The organism is Aeromonas popoffii (assembly GCF_037818705.1).
GTDB classification, from domain to species: Bacteria; Pseudomonadota; Gammaproteobacteria; order Enterobacterales; family Aeromonadaceae; genus Aeromonas; species Aeromonas popoffii.
Genome location: NZ_CP149129.1, coordinates 720,557 through 734,966, shown reverse-complemented (window position 1 = coordinate 734,966; position 14,410 = coordinate 720,557). Strand labels below are relative to the sequence as shown.

The following is a 14,410-nucleotide window of genomic DNA, read 5'->3' as shown; positions in this document are numbered from 1 at the left end:
ACCACAGGGAGTCAGGTCGTGTATCAGACCCAGTTGCATGATGATGAATTTACACAGTTTCAACGCTGGCTCCACCAAACGGCGGGCATCGATCTGTCACCGGCGAAGAAGGCGCTGGTCGCCAGCCGGCTGTCAAAACGGCTCTGTCACTACGAACTGGAGAGCTACGGCGACTATTTCAGCCTGATCATGAATAACCGGGGGACAGAGCTGCAAATCGCACTGGACCTGCTCACCACCAACGAGACCTACTTTTTCCGGGAACCAAAGCACTTCGAGTTTCTCAGCGAAAAGGTGCTGGCACGGCTGCCAAAAGAGCGGGCGGTGCGCATCTGGAGCGCGGCCAGCTCATCCGGCGAAGAGCCTTACAGTCTGGCCATGACGCTGGCTGACACCTTGAGCCAGGGCAATTGGGAGGTGATAGCTTCGGATATTTCGACCCGGGTGCTGGAGCAGGCCAGATCGGGGCAATATCCCATCGAGCGGGCCCATAATATTCCGCTCTCCTTCCTGATGAAGTACTGCCTGAAGGGCGTCGGCTTTCAGGAGGGCACCTTCATCATCGACCGCAAGCTCAGGGACAAGGTGCAATTTCACCACATCAACCTGAATCAGGATCTGCCTGACATCGGTATGTTCGACATCATTCTGATCCGCAATGTGATGATCTATTTCAATCGGGAAACCAAGGGGCAGGTGCTACAGCGCCTGGTACCACGCTTGAAGAAGGGAGGCTATCTCATCGTCAGCCATGCGGAGAGCCTGAACGGCCTGCCCCACGGTTTGCAACTGGTATCACCCTCCATCTATCTGAAACCCTGAGGGTTTCAAAATGAAAGAGATAGTGCTGCAACCGGGAAAGTTCTTTTTTGGTCAGGATAACACCATCATCCGCACCCATCTTGGCTCCTGCGTGGCCATTACCATGTGGCATCCGGAACAGAAACGGGGTGGCATGTGCCACTACATGCTGCCAAGCCGTGGTCACAACGATGACGTGCTGGATGGCCGCTATGCAGATGAGGCAATCCAGTTGTTTATCAATGAAATAAGCAAGTACCCCGCCCCCATTCACGAATACGAGGTCAAGTTGTTCGGCGGCGGCAACATGTTTATCGAACAGCAGACACTCAACACCATGAATGTGGCAATTAAAAACATCAAGGCGGCCTGGCAACTGACTCAGCACCTGGGGCTGTCGATCAAGGCCCACCATCTCGGACATGCAGGACACAGAAGCCTGATTTTTGAACTGACCAACGGCAATGTCTGGGTACGCCACCACCGGCTGCCTCATCGTTAAGGGAACTGGGCTATGAAACAGATCAAAGTCATGCTGGTGGATGACTCCGCCGTGGTCAGGCAGGTGTTGCAGGCCATTCTGGAACAGGAACCGGATATCAAGGTGATTGCCACCGCGTCTGACCCGCTGTTTGCACTGGAGAAGCTGAAAAAAGAGTGGCCCGACGTGATAGTGCTGGATGTGGAGATGCCGCGCATGGATGGCATCACCTTCCTCACCAAGATCATGGCCGAGCACCCGACCCCTGTAGTGATCTGCTCTTCCCTGACCGAGAAGGGGGCGGAAACCACGCTGCAGGCCATGGCTGCCGGCGCAGTGGACATCATCACCAAACCCACGGTCGGGCTCAAAAATTTTCTGCAGGAGTCGGCGCAAGCGCTGGCCATGGCAGTGCGTGCCGCCGCCCAGGCCAATGTCAAACGACTGGGCAAGGCGCCTTTGGCCACTGTCGCCGCCAAACTCAATGCCGACGCCATCATGCCCGCAGCCAGCCCGCATGCCATGGCCCAGACCACGGAGCGGATCGTGGCGATCGGCACCTCTACCGGCGGCACCCAGGCACTGGAAGCCGTGCTGACGACTCTGCCTCGCGTCTGTCCCGGCATCGTCATAGTGCAACACATGCCGGAGAAATTTACCGCCTCCTTCGCCGAGCGACTCAACAACCTGTGCCAGATAGAAGTGCGGGAAGCAAAGAGCAATGACAGGGTCATTCCGGGTCTGGCGCTCATAGCGCCGGGGGGCAAGCACATGATGCTCAAGCGCAGCGGGGCCTACTATCACGTCGATGTGATCGATGGCCCTCTCATCAACCGTCACCGCCCTTCGGTGGACGTGCTGTTTCGCTCTGTGGCCAAATTTGCCGGTGGCAATGCCACCGGCATCATCATGACGGGAATGGGGGATGATGGTGCACGCGGGCTAAGAGAAATGCTGGAGGCGGGCGCCAACACCTTCGCCCAGGATGAGACCTCCTGCGTGGTATTCGGCATGCCCAAGGAGGCCATCAAGCTCGGGGCTGTCCGCCACATACTGCCGCTGCAGGACATTCACCACGCTATAGTGGGCCGCTAGCTGCACTTGCACATCAGCCAGCACATAGAAGTGGCCGGCCCAGCTGCATACCTGATGCTGGCCAAGATACTCGACCATCTCGGTCTGAAGTGGCCGAGATAGTCGGTCATGGCCGTGATCACGGCATGATGAATCCGAACGCTACCCTTGCCGTCGAAAAAGATGGGATCTTGCCATCAACCAGTTGATTGAGGGCGGGAAACTGGCCGCGCAACACAGCGATATCGAGAGCCTGCATATGAAGAGCCCACCGTCCAATTCAACATTTAAACAACATAGTGAGAGTAAGATGCGGTAGCCGCAATCTCCATCCATGAACCAGTCAACCATCACAGTGACAAGATGAGGTCATATTTTCAGTATAAAATGCTGAGGTTCGGTGCAGAACCCACCTGCCTCATCAGTACCTGCCGGCACGGGGCTCTCGCCGTATTCATGCCGGGAATCGACATAGAAGTCGTTGATAAGGATGAAAAATGAGCGAAACATATCAAAAAATGACCGGCTCGCACTTTTTTGTCGCCAGATATCACCAGAAGGGGTTCACAAAGCTGCCGGATCTGATAGTATGCGCCTCGCACTTGGGGAGGGGTTCCCGAGCGGCCAAAGGGATCAGACTGTAAATCTGACGGCTCTGCCTTCGAAGGTTCGAATCCTTCTCCCTCCACCATTCAAGTGCAAAAGTAGTGACAATCAGGAAATACCCCGTGGAGGGGTTCCCGAGCGGCCAAAGGGATCAGACTGTAAATCTGACGGCTCTGCCTTCGAAGGTTCGAATCCTTCTCCCTCCACCATTTTCCCGATTGAAATGGCTGAATAACCTATGCTTTACCCCTGTGGAGGGGTTCCCGAGCGGCCAAAGGGATCAGACTGTAAATCTGACGGCTCTGCCTTCGAAGGTTCGAATCCTTCTCCCTCCACCATCCTTTAGAAGACCCGGCCTAGCGCCGGGTTTTTGCTTTGTAAAAATGACTCCATTTGGCACTGTCAGATCTGACAATTGCATCGGCTGCTCTTTTTGGAAACAGTAGTGCTCACACAGTTCGGAGTCATGGATAACCATGTTTGAAATTTGGGATGAGGCAGGACAGGCAAACGACTTGACGCTACCACAATTGCAGCAACGGCTGACCAGTTATCGAGGTGAAGTCATGGTGCGCTACACCAATCGCATCGGACTGCCGACGACCCTGTTCCTGACTGTCGATCAGGGGTTGGCCTATCAGCGCTTCAAAGCGGACAGGCCCCTGCTCGACTGGGCCTGGCTGGCACAAGCCGTGCACGCTACCGACCCGGGCAGGGAACCCATGCTCTCCTATCTAGACGCCGTCTCCCGCTGATATCCCCTTTCAAGACCGGGCAAACAACCCGGTCAGCTCATCGACTATCTGCTGTAACAGAGCCCTGAAATCCGCCAACTCGGCTTAACACTGCCCGGCTCCCTCCCTGCGGATCTTCTCCTCCAGATGCCATGCTTGCTGCGCCAGATCGCGCACCATCATCATGGATGATGGTGCCAGCCTGACGATGCACCCAGTTCGCCAACACCGTCTTGCTGCTGGTGCAGAGCCAGACGCACAAGGTGGGCATGAAGATCTGGTTCGAGGTGCTGGAGCACGCCCCGCTGCACAGCAAGCTCAGGGCGCTGATCGAGGTACTGCGTGCTCATGGTGCCCACATCGCCTGCGATGACTTCGGCACCCAGGAGCGGCGGATGCTGACCGGTCTGGTGGAATACCTGCCGCGACTCGGTATGAAGGGGGTATGTGAAGGGGGTCGAGACACTGCAACATATCGAATCGGCCGCGACTACCAGCAGGGCTACGCCTACGCCATGCCCCCTCTCTCGCTGGGCCTGATCGGACCCTGACATTACTCACGGCTCGCGCCGGCAACCATTGCCTGTCAAATTGCATGATGGCGTGGGGGCGAGTACAATCTCGCACCCCGTATATCAGGTGCATCCCATGCAATCTTGCATAATGATGTACGCCATCGGGTAGTTGTGTCGCGAGCGCCGTCTCGTACCACGGCTCAACCAATCCGGCGCCATCAGGTGGCGCCGTCCTGATTTGCAATCAGATACTAAGAGTCCAACATGTTCAGACCAGAATTGCTCTCCCCCGCCGGAACCCTCAAGAATATGCGTTACGCCTATGCCTATGGCGCCGACGCCGTCTATGCGGGCCAGCCGCGTTACAGCCTGCGGGTACGCAACAACGAATTCGATCACGAGAATCTACAGCTCGGCATTAACGAAGCCCATGCGCTGGGCAAGCAGTTCTATGTGGTGGCCAACATCCAGCCCCACAACTCCAAGCTCAAGACCTTCATCCGCGACATGCGTCCCGTGGTGGAAATGAAGCCGGATGCGCTGATCATGTCAGACCCGGGCCTCATCATGATGATGCGCGAAGCCTTCCCGGAGATGCCGGTTCACCTCTCGGTGCAGGCCAACGCAGTCAACTGGGCCACGGTGAAGTTCTGGCATCAGATGGGCCTGACCCGTGCCATTCTCTCCCGCGAATTGTCCCTCGACGAGATCGAAGAGATCCGCATGCAGGTACCGGAGATGGAGCTGGAAGTCTTCGTCCACGGCGCCCTGTGCATGGCCTACTCCGGCCGCTGCCTGCTCTCCGGCTATATCAACAAGCGTGACCCCAACCAGGGCACCTGCACCAACTCCTGCCGCTGGGAGTACAAGGTGCACGAGGGCAAGGAAGATGACGTGGGCCAGATAGTCCACCGTCAGGAGCCCATCGCCGTGCGTCCGGACAACACTTTGGGCCTTGGCAAGCCGAGCGACGCGCTGGTGTTGCTGGAAGAGTCCAACCGTCCCGGTGAATACATGACGGCGTTCGAGGATGAGCACGGCACCTACATCATGAACTCCAAGGACTTACGCGCCGTCGAGCACGTCGAGCGCCTGACCAAAATGGGCGTGCATTCGCTGAAAATTGAAGGCCGCACCAAGTCCTTCTACTACTGCGCCCGCACCGCTCAGGTCTATCGCAAGGCCATCGACGATGCGGTCGCCGGTCGTCCGTTCGATCCTACCCTGATGGGCACCCTCGAGAACCTGGCTCACCGTGGCTACACCGAAGGCTTCCTGCGCCGTCACAACCACAGCGAGTACCAGAACTACGACTACGGCTACTCCGTCTCCGACACCCAGCAGTTCGTCGGCGAGATCACTGGTCGCCAGGGCGACATGGTGGAAGTGGAAGTGAAGAACAAGTTCCTGGTGGGCAACAGCCTGGAACTGATGACACCGCAGGGCAACGTCAGCTTCAACCTGGAGCAGATGCAGAACCGCAAGGGCGAGCTCATCGACACAGCGCCGGGCAACGGTCACGTGGTCTATGTGCCTGTTCCTAAAGAGATCGACATCAACTACGGCATACTGCTGCGCAACCTCGGCGATCGCCAGGACACCCGTCAGCCGCACTCGGCGGCCTGATATGTCCCTGCTCATCACCGACAAGTGCATCAACTGTGACATGTGCGATCCCGAGTGTCCGAACCAGGCCATCAGCTTGGGGGAGGAGATCTACGAGATAGACCCCAGTCGCTGTACCGAGTGCGTCGGTCACTATGAGAAGCCGACCTGCATCAGCGTCTGCCCCATCGATTGCATCATCTGGGATCCCGCGCATGTGGAGACCGAAGCGCAGTTGCTGGAGAAGTTTGTGCGGATGCACAGGCAGTAAAACTCCTGCAGACAGTTGTAAAGAAGCCCCGCATGCGGGGCTTCTTTACGTTTGGTGCTTGCCGTGCCTAGACGTATTCCATAAAGACCCGGGAGGTGAGCTTGGTGATGAGTTCGTAGGGGATGGTGCCAATCTCGTCGGCAACCCGCTCCACCGGCAGTCCCTCACCCCAGAGCACGGCTTCGTCACCGGCCTTGTCGGTAGCGCCCGGCCCCAGATCCACTGTGGTCATGTCCATAGAGACGCGGCCCACCAGCGGCACTATGCGGCCATTGACCAGCACTGAGGTGCCGTTGGGCGCCATGCGCGGATAGCCATCGCCGTAACCGATGGCAATCACACCGAGCCGGGTATCACGATCAGAAACCCAGTTGGCACCGTAACCTACCGGCTCACCCGCCTTGTGATCGCGCACAGCGATGAGCTGGGTCTTGAGGGTCATCACAGGTTGCAGGTCGTAATCCGCCGCCACCGAATGGGGGAAGGGGGATACGCCATAGAGGATGACACCGGGACGGATCCAGTCACAGTGGGAGTCCGGCCAGGCCAGGATCCCCGCCGAGTTGGCCATGGCCCGCTCACCCAGCAACGGCGCCGTCAGACGGCTGAAGAGATCAATCTGCTCGCGGGTGGTGGATTGATCGAGCTCATCGGAGCGGCTGAAGTGGGTCATGATGTTGAACGGTTGCACCACGTTCTTGCACTTGGCGAGACGTGCGATAAAGGCGGGCATCTCATCGCTGCGCACCCCGAGGCGGTGCATGCCGGTGTCGAGCTTGAGCCAGGCCACCACGGGGGCAGGCAGCTCAACCTGCTCCAGCGCTTCGAGCTGCTCCCAGGTGTGAACCGCTGTCTGCAGGTTGTTGGCCGCCAGCACCGGCAGATCGTCGGCGGAGAAGAAGCCCTCCAGCAGCACGATAGGCTTGACCACGGCGCAGGAGCGCAGCATCAGCGCCTCTTCGATGCGGGCCACCGCATAGGCATCCGCATCCACCAGGGTACGGGCAACCGGCAGCAGGCCATGGCCATAGGCATTGGCCTTGACCACGGCAATGATCTTGCAATCGGGGGCATGCCGTTTGACCACGGCGAGGTTGTGGCGCAGGGCCGCTGTATTGATTTGGGCAATAGCCGCTTTCATCTGTTTTCCCTTACGAGGGCATGATGGCGCGTGAATGCACCAGGCACCGTGTGGTGTCAGCCCTTAATTGTCATCGTCTAAGGCCGGACCGGCATAATTGTCGAACCGGGAAAACTGTTTCAGGAACCGGAGGCGGCACCCACACAAGCGCCATCCCCCGGATTAGTAGTCATCATCAAAAGCAGGACCAGCATAGTTATCGAACCGGGAGAACTGACCCTGGAAGGTGAGGCGCACTCGCCCGATGGGGCCGTTACGCTGCTTGCCGATGATGATCTCGGCAATCCCCTTGTCGGGACTGTCATCGTGATACACCTCATCACGGTAGATAAACATGATCAAATCCGCGTCCTGCTCGATGGAGCCGGATTCCCGCAGATCCGAGTTGACCGGACGCTTGTCGGCGCGCTGTTCCAGGCTTCGGTTGAGCTGAGAGAGCGCCACCACGGGGCACTGCAGCTCTTTTGCCAAGGCCTTGAGGGATCGGGAGATTTCACCTATCTCCAGGGTCCGGTTGTCGGAGAGTGCGGGCACCCGCATCAGCTGCAGGTAGTCGATCATGATCATGGATAGGCCGCCGTGCTCACGGGCAATGCGGCGCGCACGGGAGCGCACGTCGGTCGGGGTGAGGCCGGAGGCGTCATCGATATACATCTTGCCCTTCTCGAGCAGCAGCCCCATGGTGGAGGATAGGCGCGCCCAGTCTTCGTCGTCGAGCTGACCGGTTCGCACCTTGGTCTGGTCGATACGCCCGACCGAGGCGAGCATACGCATGATGATCTGCTCGGAGGGCATCTCCAGCGAGAAGATGAGTACCGGCTTCTCGGCGGTGAGCGCCGCATGCTCGCACAGGTTCATGGCAAACGTGGTCTTGCCCATGGAGGGACGGGCCGCCACGATGATCAGATCCGATCGCTGCAAACCTGCCGTCATTTTGTCGAGATCCCCATAACCGCTGGAGACCCCGGTCACCCCGTTGTGGGGGGTCTTGAACAGCTCTTCAATCTTGTCGACCGTCTGCTCGAGGATCAGCTTGAGCGGCTGCGGCCCCTCGTTGGCGCTGGTGCGCTGCTCGGCGATCTGGAACACCTTGCTCTCGGCCAGATCGAGCAGATCGCCCGAAGTGCGTCCCTGCGGCTCATAGCCTGCTTCGACTATCTCGTTGGCGACCGAGATCATCTCCCGCACGACCGCCCGCTCACGCACGATTTCGGCGTAGGCGTTGATGTTGGCGGCACTTGGGGTGTTCTTGGCGATCTCCACCAGATAGGCGAAGCCACCGGACTCTTCCAGCTGCTCCGAGCGTTCCAGCTCCTCTTGCAGCGTGATGAGATCGATGGGGTTGCCCACATTGGAGAGGCGGGTCATAGCCTGGAAGATCAGCCGGTGCGGACGGCTGTAGAAATCCTTGTCGATCACCCGTTCGGCGACCCGATCCCAGGCGTCGTTATCCAGCATCAGGCCGCCCAGTACAGACTGCTCGGCCTCAAAAGAGTGGGGAGGAACTTTCAGCTGTTGTGTCTTGGCGTCTTTTTTCGCCGTCACTTGCTCTGCCATACACATAAAAACCGCAGCGGGAAGGGGACGGGAATTTTACAAAAGAAACCCCGCCATCGCGAGTGCTAATGCACGCTATTCACCTCTGTCTGGTGCAACCCTCCTCCTGATGGTGGCTGGCACCACTTGCCGATGAACTATGCCAGGGGCTCACCCCCGCCTCATACCATGATAAAGGGCCAGACCAGGATCTGGTCATGGGGCTTGGCTCTCGCCTTGTTGCGCAACTTGCGCTCCTTGCGGCTCGGTCGTCGACTTTTCATTGCGCTTCTCCTCTGATGCCCCCGATCGGGACAATCTGTTCATGAATAATTCATGACAAGCATGTTAATCATAGTCGCAAGCTGCAATACAACGCGGGACAGGCAGCCTGCCATGCGCCGCGCTGAGCTTGCCCCACCCACTGATGAGAGTGAAAAGAGTCAAAATGAAAAAAATGCTGACCCTGTTTGCCGTGATCCTGGCCATTGGCCTGGGGGCACCCATGGCCGAAGCCAAGAAGTTTGGCGGCGGTAAATCCTTTGGCAAGAACTACAAGACAGCTCCGGCCCAGCCGGCGGCCAAGCCCGTCGACAGCAAGAACCCGACGGTCGGGGCTCAGGCCGCACCGAAGAAGGGTGGCATGATGGGTGGTCTGCTCGGCGGTCTGCTGGCCGGTGGTCTGTTCGCCTACCTGCTGGGTAGCGGTGCATTTGAAGGTCTGCAAGGCATGGACATGCTGCTGATCGCCGCCCTGGCGCTGGGCGCCGTCTTCTTGTTCCGTGCCATGCGCAGGAGCAAGGCGGCCTCGCCCCAGCCACAGGCCGCCTACGCCGGCTATCAGCCGCCATCGGCCGCCCCCCAGCAGTTCGAGCAGAGCAACAGTGCGCCGCAAGCGACCGGCTTTGCCGACAGCGACGTGCCCTTCCGTCTGCCGCCAGGTTTTGACATGAACGGTTTCCTGTCAGGTGCCCGTGATCACTACCGCACCCTGCAAGAATCCTGGAATAAAAACGATCTGGAAAAGGTACGCGAGTACGTGAGCCCTGAGCTGTTCGAACAGCTCAAAGCGGAACGTGCCGAGCTGACCGGTGAGCAGCATACCGAAGTCATGTATGTGGATACCCAGCTGGTGCGTGCCGACTACGGCAGCGACTGGGCCCAGGTCAGCGTGCGCTTCAGCGGCCGCTACATGGATCGCCAGGAGCAGGTCGAGGAGGACATCAAGGAGGTGTGGCACCTCGAACGCAACCTGGCCAAGGACAATGCACCTTGGCACATAGTCGGCATCGAGCAGCTGTAAGCACTCCCTTGTCTACGATGACAACAGAGGCGGCCCTGGGCCGCCTCTGTTATTTTTGAGTCCCCATCTCCTCTCTCCGCCTCCCTCCCCCGGGCCCCTGCCATTGACACACTGTGGTGGCTATGAGAACGATGGCTGATTGTGTAGTATGACCGACCTTTTTTGTTCAATTTCCGTTCACTGAGGCGTGGTCCATGGCTCTCTCTTTTCTGCGTCGCAGCAACATGCCCCGTCTGCTGGCCAGCCTGCTGTGCTGCGCCTCGTTGATCTTCATCTCCCTCGCCACCCTCTACTGGCAAGCCTGGGCTCTGACTCGCCAGCAAGCCCAGAATGCCACCGAGCGCGCCATGGTGCAGATCGACAGCGCCCTGCACCACTCGATCCTGGCGGCAAGGGCCGCCCTGCCACTGGCGAACAGGCCCTGTGTCGAGGTTGCCCGCGAGCTGCGGGTACTGGTCGCCACCTCCCCCTATGTGCGCTCGGTCAACCTCTCCCGCCACGGCCGCCTCTACTGCTCCTCCATCTTCGACGAGATAGACCTGAGCAATGAGCTGCAAGACGGCCCGCAAGAGCGGTTCAAGCTCACCGCCGTCACCCGGCTCGGGAACAAGCCCTCGCTGCTGTTCTATCACCTGAATGAAGGAGATCATTCGGTGCTGGTCGCCATCAACCCTTATCACCTGAGCAACCCCTTGCAGTGGCGGCTCGCCGGAGCCCATAGCTGGGTGCAGATCGGCGACCAGTGGCTCGACGTCAAGGGCAAGATCCACGACGGCCAGCCCCCAAGATTGCGGGGATTCAACTATCGGCTCAATTCGGCAGCATTCGACTACAGCCTCAACCAAGGGTTCCCCTTGCATGCCGTGCTGGCCCTACCCCTGCAAACGCAGGGCTCCATCATCATCTTGATCCTGACGCTGGGAGGCCTGGCTGGCCTCGCCACCTATCGCTGGTGGAGCCATATCTCGACCCCGACCCTGGAGCTCAAGCGCGCCATCATCAAGCAGGAGTTCGTCCCCTATCTGCAACCCATTGTCTTCAGCAAGAGTGGCCAGCTGCATGGCTGCGAGGTGCTGATGCGCTGGCAACACCACCGCCAGGGGCTGATCCGGCCTGATCTCTTCATCCCACTGGCAGAGGAGAGCGGCCTCATCATCCTCATGACCCAGACCCTGATGCAGCAAGTACGCCTGCAGTTCGCCCCCCATGCGGCGCAGCTACCGACCCGCTTTCACTTCAGCTTCAACATCTGCGCCCAACACTGTCAGGATCTGAGCCTGATCGATGACTGCCGCACCTTCCTCGCCGCCTTCGCCGACAATCCGATCACGCTGGTGCTGGAGCTGACCGAACGGGAGCTGATCCCCCCCTGCCAGCTGACTGACCAGCTGTTTGGCGAGCTGCGGCAGATGGGGGTCAAGATAGGGCTGGACGACTTTGGCACCGGCCATTCCAGTCTCACCTATCTGCAGCAGTTCCACGTGGATTATCTCAAGATCGATCAGAGCTTCGTCGCCATGATAGGTACCAATGCCCTCTCCCGTCATATTCTGGACAGCACCATCAGCCTGGCCACCCGGTTGGGGCTGGAGACCATAGCCGAAGGGGTCGAGACCCAGGAGCAGGCGGACTTCCTGACCGAGCGCAACGTCAACTACCTGCAGGGCTATCTCTATGGCCGCCCGCTGACCCCCGCGCAGTTTCTGCGACTGCTGCCCGCCATCACCACCGAGTAAGCGGCCCGGCACAGCCTGATCCTCCGATACAGTCAGCCCCAGATACGGCGATATGACATTTGTCATTAGTCTGTGGTCATGGCATCACGCAATATCGCAAACGTTTGCTCATTTATTAAATGTGCAGTAGCTCAAAGGAATCAGCTCTCTTTATTTCCAATTATTGCGTTTTGCCTAGAATCGCCACACTCCTGTCATGCGGGAACGATATACAGGACAATAACAACAAGAGGATGATTACCGATGAAGAAGACGCTACTGGCCGTCACCGTCTCTATTACCCTGTTCGGGCTGACCGCCTGCAATTCAGAAAACAGCAGCAAGGAACATATTCCGCTGGATCTGACCATTGCCCACATCAATGATACCCACGCCCACCTGGACCCGACCGAAAATGCGCTGGCCATCCAGCCCACCGGCCAAGAGTTGTTCAAATTCTACGCCCAGCTGGGCGGCTATCCCCGCCTGAAGTTCAAGCTGGACGAGCTGCGCAGCCAAGCTGCCAATGAAGGCCGCAACTTCATGGTGCTCAACGGCGGCGATGCCTTCCAGGGCACCCTCTACTTCACCCAGTTCAAGGGGGAAGAGGAGTCTCGCCTGCTCTCCGACATGGGCATAGATGCCATGGTGCTGGGCAACCACGAATTTGATTTGGGCAATCAGGCCATTAAAGATTTCGCCTCACGGGTGAATTTCCCTGTATTGGCTTCCAACATGGTGAAATCCAGTAGCGCCACCCTGAAAGACAGTGAAAATATTCATGAATATGTCATTAAGGAAATAAATGGCGAGAGCGTGGGTATTTTCGGGCTGGTGCTGGAAAATATGCATGATATCTCTTCACCGGATACCGATACCCAATTCCTGCCGATGATTGAGACCGCCCAAAAAATGGTCGACACCCTCAAGTCAAAAGGCGCCAACAAAATCATCATGGTCACCCATATCGGTCTGCAAAATGACCAGGCCGTCGCCAAGGCGGTCAACGGTATCGACCTGATTGTCGGTGGTCACTCCCAGACCTTCCTCGGCGACATTAACGAGATCAACACCATAGGCTACACCGCCCACAACCAGAATCCGGACGACGACAACACCTATGCCCAGCTGGTGAGCAACCCAGACGGTGGCAAGACCTGTATCGTGCAGGCCGGTGAATGGGCCAAAGGCTATGGCCTGGTCAACGTCTCCCTGAGCAAGGAAGGCCAGATCACCAAGTGTGAGGGTCGTAACACCCTGATGACAGGCGACGATTTCACCAAGGACGCGGCCAAGAAGAAAGAGCCCCTGAGCGGCAGCGAGCAGACCAACGTGGTCGATTTCATCACCAAGTCACCCGTCATCGAAATCGTGCCGGAAAACACCGCCATGCGCGATGTGATCGACACCGAGTACAAACCGGTCGTGGCCGCGCTCGAGGCCAAGATCATCGCCGATGTGCCGACCCCGTTGCCCCATGTGCGCGTGCCGACCACCCCGAATGGCGCGGGTCTTATCGATCCTCTGGTGGCCGAATCCCTCTACTGGAAGCTCAACAAGCTCAATACCAAGGTCGACTTCACCATCCAGAACGCCGGTGGTGTGCGCACTGATGTGAATGCGGGCCCGCTCTCCGTCGGTTACGTGATGGGCACCTTGCTGCCGTTTGGCAACAAGATCGCAGCCTTCAACCTCAAGGGCAAGGACGTGCGCGCCACCCTGGAGTACGCCGTTGACTATTCCATCGGCCACGAGACAGGGATCGGCGCCTCCAGCGGTGCTTTCCCTTACGTCGGCCACCTGAGCTACACCTATGACGGCAAACTGCCCAAGGGTTCCCGCATCACCAAGCTGGAGCTGCTGGACGCCAACGGCCAGTGGCAGCCGCTGGACGACGACCAGGTGTACCGTGTCGGTGCCAACACCTATATCGCCTCCGGCAAGGATGGCTACAGTGGTCTGCTCAAGCGTGAAGAGCTGCCCAATAAGGGTGACTATGTCGACTCTGGCGTCGGTGAGAACGAGATGTTCATGGAGTACGCCGAGTCCCTGGGCACCCTTAATCCGCTGCCCTATGCGACCGTGACCTACTACAAGCCCTGATCCGGCTCACAACCTGCTACAACGGCGCCTGAGGGCGCCGTTTTTATGGCATACTCCCCGCCAATCGATGCCGAGGAGACCCTTTGATGGCGAAGTACGACAAAATATCCCCAGAGACCCAGCAGGATGCGCTGAAGATCGCCCGCGCCAATCAGAAGCCGGGACAGACCAAGGAGCAGACCCAGCTCATCGCCCAAGGGATCCAGAAAGGCATAGACGAGTACAAGAAACAGATGAAGGCACGGGCCCGGGAGGCCAGTCGCCAGAAGAAGTTGCAGAGCAAGGCAAAGCCGCAACCGCAAGCCGACCAGGTAGAGGAGAGCGAGATCGAGCTGATTGAGGTCTCCCGCCAGCATCCCCTGCCCTGGTTACTCTTGCTGCTGAGCTGGCTGGGCATTGCCGCCGCTTGGTTCTGGTTGCGTTGATCCCCTGATGGCAAGGTTTTGCCCAGGCTCTCCTTCCAAGCTTTAACCCGCGCCACCGCTTTTCGCCGGCCAGGGCTGATTTCATCCCGCCGGCTCTGTG

Annotated in this window: 12 protein-coding genes, 3 tRNA genes and 3 pseudogenes; 14 read left to right on the top strand and 4 right to left on the bottom strand. The window is 58.5% G+C overall.

Annotation, left to right across the window (positions count from 1 at the left end; genetic code table 11):
• Positions 1-18: 18 nt before the first annotated feature.
• From WJM78_RS03510 to WJM78_RS03500, 3 genes are read left to right on the top strand one after another with little or no spacing between them, the layout of a single operon-like run.
• Entirely contained in the window at positions 19-822 is an 804-nt protein-coding gene (locus tag WJM78_RS03510) for a protein-glutamate O-methyltransferase CheR (protein ID WP_339013622.1), read from the top strand.
• 10 nt (positions 823-832) lie between these two features.
• On the top strand, positions 833-1,303 hold the full coding sequence (cheD, locus tag WJM78_RS03505; RefSeq protein ID WP_339013619.1) for a chemoreceptor glutamine deamidase CheD: 471 nt from the start codon (positions 833-835) through the stop codon (positions 1,301-1,303).
• 12 nt (positions 1,304-1,315) lie between these two features.
• Positions 1,316-2,377 carry a chemotaxis response regulator protein-glutamate methylesterase gene (locus WJM78_RS03500; RefSeq protein ID WP_339013617.1) on the top strand — a complete coding sequence of 354 codons (1,062 nt, stop codon included), beginning with the start codon at positions 1,316-1,318 and terminating at the stop codon, positions 2,375-2,377.
• A gap of 86 nt (positions 2,378-2,463) precedes the next feature.
• Here WJM78_RS03500 and WJM78_RS03495 read toward each other — a convergent pair.
• Positions 2,464-2,615: pseudogene (locus WJM78_RS03495) on the bottom strand (cysteine desulfurase-like protein); the annotation flags it as partial.
• A gap of 347 nt (positions 2,616-2,962) precedes the next feature.
• On the opposite strand from WJM78_RS03495, the gene WJM78_RS03490 reads away from it, so the two are divergent.
• The 4 genes from WJM78_RS03490 to WJM78_RS03475 all read left to right on the top strand — a co-directional run bounded on the left by WJM78_RS03490 (position 2,963) and on the right by WJM78_RS03475 (position 3,717).
• A tRNA-Tyr gene (locus WJM78_RS03490) sits at positions 2,963-3,047 on the top strand.
• A gap of 39 nt (positions 3,048-3,086) precedes the next feature.
• A tRNA-Tyr gene (locus tag WJM78_RS03485) sits at positions 3,087-3,171 on the top strand.
• 44 nt (positions 3,172-3,215) lie between these two features.
• Positions 3,216-3,300: transfer RNA gene (locus WJM78_RS03480), tRNA-Tyr, on the top strand.
• A gap of 138 nt (positions 3,301-3,438) precedes the next feature.
• Entirely contained in the window at positions 3,439-3,717 is a 279-nt protein-coding gene (locus WJM78_RS03475; protein ID WP_042034994.1) for a hypothetical protein, read from the top strand.
• A gap of 9 nt (positions 3,718-3,726) precedes the next feature.
• Here the strand turns inward: WJM78_RS03475 and WJM78_RS03470 are convergent.
• Positions 3,727-3,922 (bottom strand): annotated as a pseudogene (locus WJM78_RS03470) (hypothetical protein); the annotation flags it as partial.
• Positions 3,923-3,926: 4 nt separating this feature from the next.
• Here WJM78_RS03470 and WJM78_RS03465 point away from each other — a divergent pair.
• From WJM78_RS03465 to WJM78_RS03455, 3 genes and pseudogenes are all read left to right on the top strand, one after another.
• Positions 3,927-4,247: pseudogene (locus tag WJM78_RS03465) on the top strand (diguanylate phosphodiesterase); the annotation flags it as partial.
• A gap of 228 nt (positions 4,248-4,475) precedes the next feature.
• A complete protein-coding gene (yegQ, locus tag WJM78_RS03460) occupies positions 4,476-5,837 on the top strand; it encodes a tRNA 5-hydroxyuridine modification protein YegQ (RefSeq protein WP_042034995.1) in 1,362 nt (453 codons plus the stop codon).
• A 1-nt stretch (position 5,838) separates the two neighbouring features.
• The gene (locus WJM78_RS03455; RefSeq protein ID WP_042034997.1) at positions 5,839-6,087 is read left to right on the top strand and encodes a YfhL family 4Fe-4S dicluster ferredoxin; all 249 of its coding nucleotides are present in this window, start codon (positions 5,839-5,841) and stop codon (positions 6,085-6,087) included.
• A gap of 67 nt (positions 6,088-6,154) precedes the next feature.
• On the opposite strand, the gene alr is transcribed toward WJM78_RS03455, so the two are convergent.
• Entirely contained in the window at positions 6,155-7,228 is a 1,074-nt protein-coding gene (alr, locus tag WJM78_RS03450) for an alanine racemase (RefSeq protein WP_212513778.1), read from the bottom strand.
• A 162-nt stretch (positions 7,229-7,390) separates the two neighbouring features.
• Positions 7,391-8,785, bottom strand: a complete 1,395-nt coding sequence (gene dnaB, locus WJM78_RS03445; protein ID WP_042034999.1) for a replicative DNA helicase — start codon at positions 8,783-8,785, stop codon at positions 7,391-7,393.
• Positions 8,786-9,212: 427 nt separating this feature from the next.
• On the opposite strand from dnaB, the gene WJM78_RS03440 reads away from it, so the two are divergent.
• The 4 genes from WJM78_RS03440 (at position 9,213) to WJM78_RS03425 (ending at position 14,310) form a co-directional block, all read left to right on the top strand.
• The gene (locus WJM78_RS03440; protein ID WP_042035000.1) at positions 9,213-10,067 is read left to right on the top strand and encodes a Tim44 domain-containing protein; all 855 of its coding nucleotides are present in this window, start codon (positions 9,213-9,215) and stop codon (positions 10,065-10,067) included.
• A gap of 194 nt (positions 10,068-10,261) precedes the next feature.
• A complete protein-coding gene (locus tag WJM78_RS03435; RefSeq protein WP_339013607.1) occupies positions 10,262-11,803 on the top strand; it encodes a cyclic diguanylate phosphodiesterase in 1,542 nt (513 codons plus the stop codon).
• Between the two features lie 243 nt (positions 11,804-12,046).
• Positions 12,047-13,885 carry a bifunctional metallophosphatase/5'-nucleotidase gene (locus WJM78_RS03430; protein ID WP_339013604.1) on the top strand — a complete coding sequence of 613 codons (1,839 nt, stop codon included), beginning with the start codon at positions 12,047-12,049 and terminating at the stop codon, positions 13,883-13,885.
• Between the two features lie 86 nt (positions 13,886-13,971).
• A complete protein-coding gene (locus WJM78_RS03425) occupies positions 13,972-14,310 on the top strand; it encodes a DUF2956 domain-containing protein (protein WP_339013601.1) in 339 nt (112 codons plus the stop codon).
• Positions 14,311-14,410 lie beyond the last annotated feature (100 nt).

Excerpts from the sequence above, each read along its gene's own strand:
- WJM78_RS03500 (WP_339013617.1), top strand. The coding sequence starts at position 1,316 with ATGAAACAGATCAAAGTCATGCTGGTGGATGACTCCGCCGTGGTCAGG.
- cheD (WP_339013619.1), top strand. The coding sequence starts at position 833 with ATGAAAGAGATAGTGCTGCAACCGGGAAAGTTCTTTTTTGGTCAGGAT.
- dnaB (WP_042034999.1), bottom strand. The coding sequence starts at position 8,785 with ATGGCAGAGCAAGTGACGGCGAAAAAAGACGCCAAGACACAACAGCTG.
- WJM78_RS03455 (WP_042034997.1), top strand. The coding sequence starts at position 5,839 with ATGTCCCTGCTCATCACCGACAAGTGCATCAACTGTGACATGTGCGAT.
- WJM78_RS03425 (WP_339013601.1), top strand. The coding sequence starts at position 13,972 with ATGGCGAAGTACGACAAAATATCCCCAGAGACCCAGCAGGATGCGCTG.
- WJM78_RS03435 (WP_339013607.1), top strand. The coding sequence starts at position 10,262 with ATGGCTCTCTCTTTTCTGCGTCGCAGCAACATGCCCCGTCTGCTGGCC.
- alr (WP_212513778.1), bottom strand. The coding sequence starts at position 7,228 with ATGAAAGCGGCTATTGCCCAAATCAATACAGCGGCCCTGCGCCACAAC.
- yegQ (WP_042034995.1), top strand. The coding sequence starts at position 4,476 with ATGTTCAGACCAGAATTGCTCTCCCCCGCCGGAACCCTCAAGAATATG.
- WJM78_RS03430 (WP_339013604.1), top strand. The coding sequence starts at position 12,047 with ATGAAGAAGACGCTACTGGCCGTCACCGTCTCTATTACCCTGTTCGGG.
- WJM78_RS03440 (WP_042035000.1), top strand. The coding sequence starts at position 9,213 with ATGAAAAAAATGCTGACCCTGTTTGCCGTGATCCTGGCCATTGGCCTG.
- WJM78_RS03475 (WP_042034994.1), top strand. The coding sequence starts at position 3,439 with ATGTTTGAAATTTGGGATGAGGCAGGACAGGCAAACGACTTGACGCTA.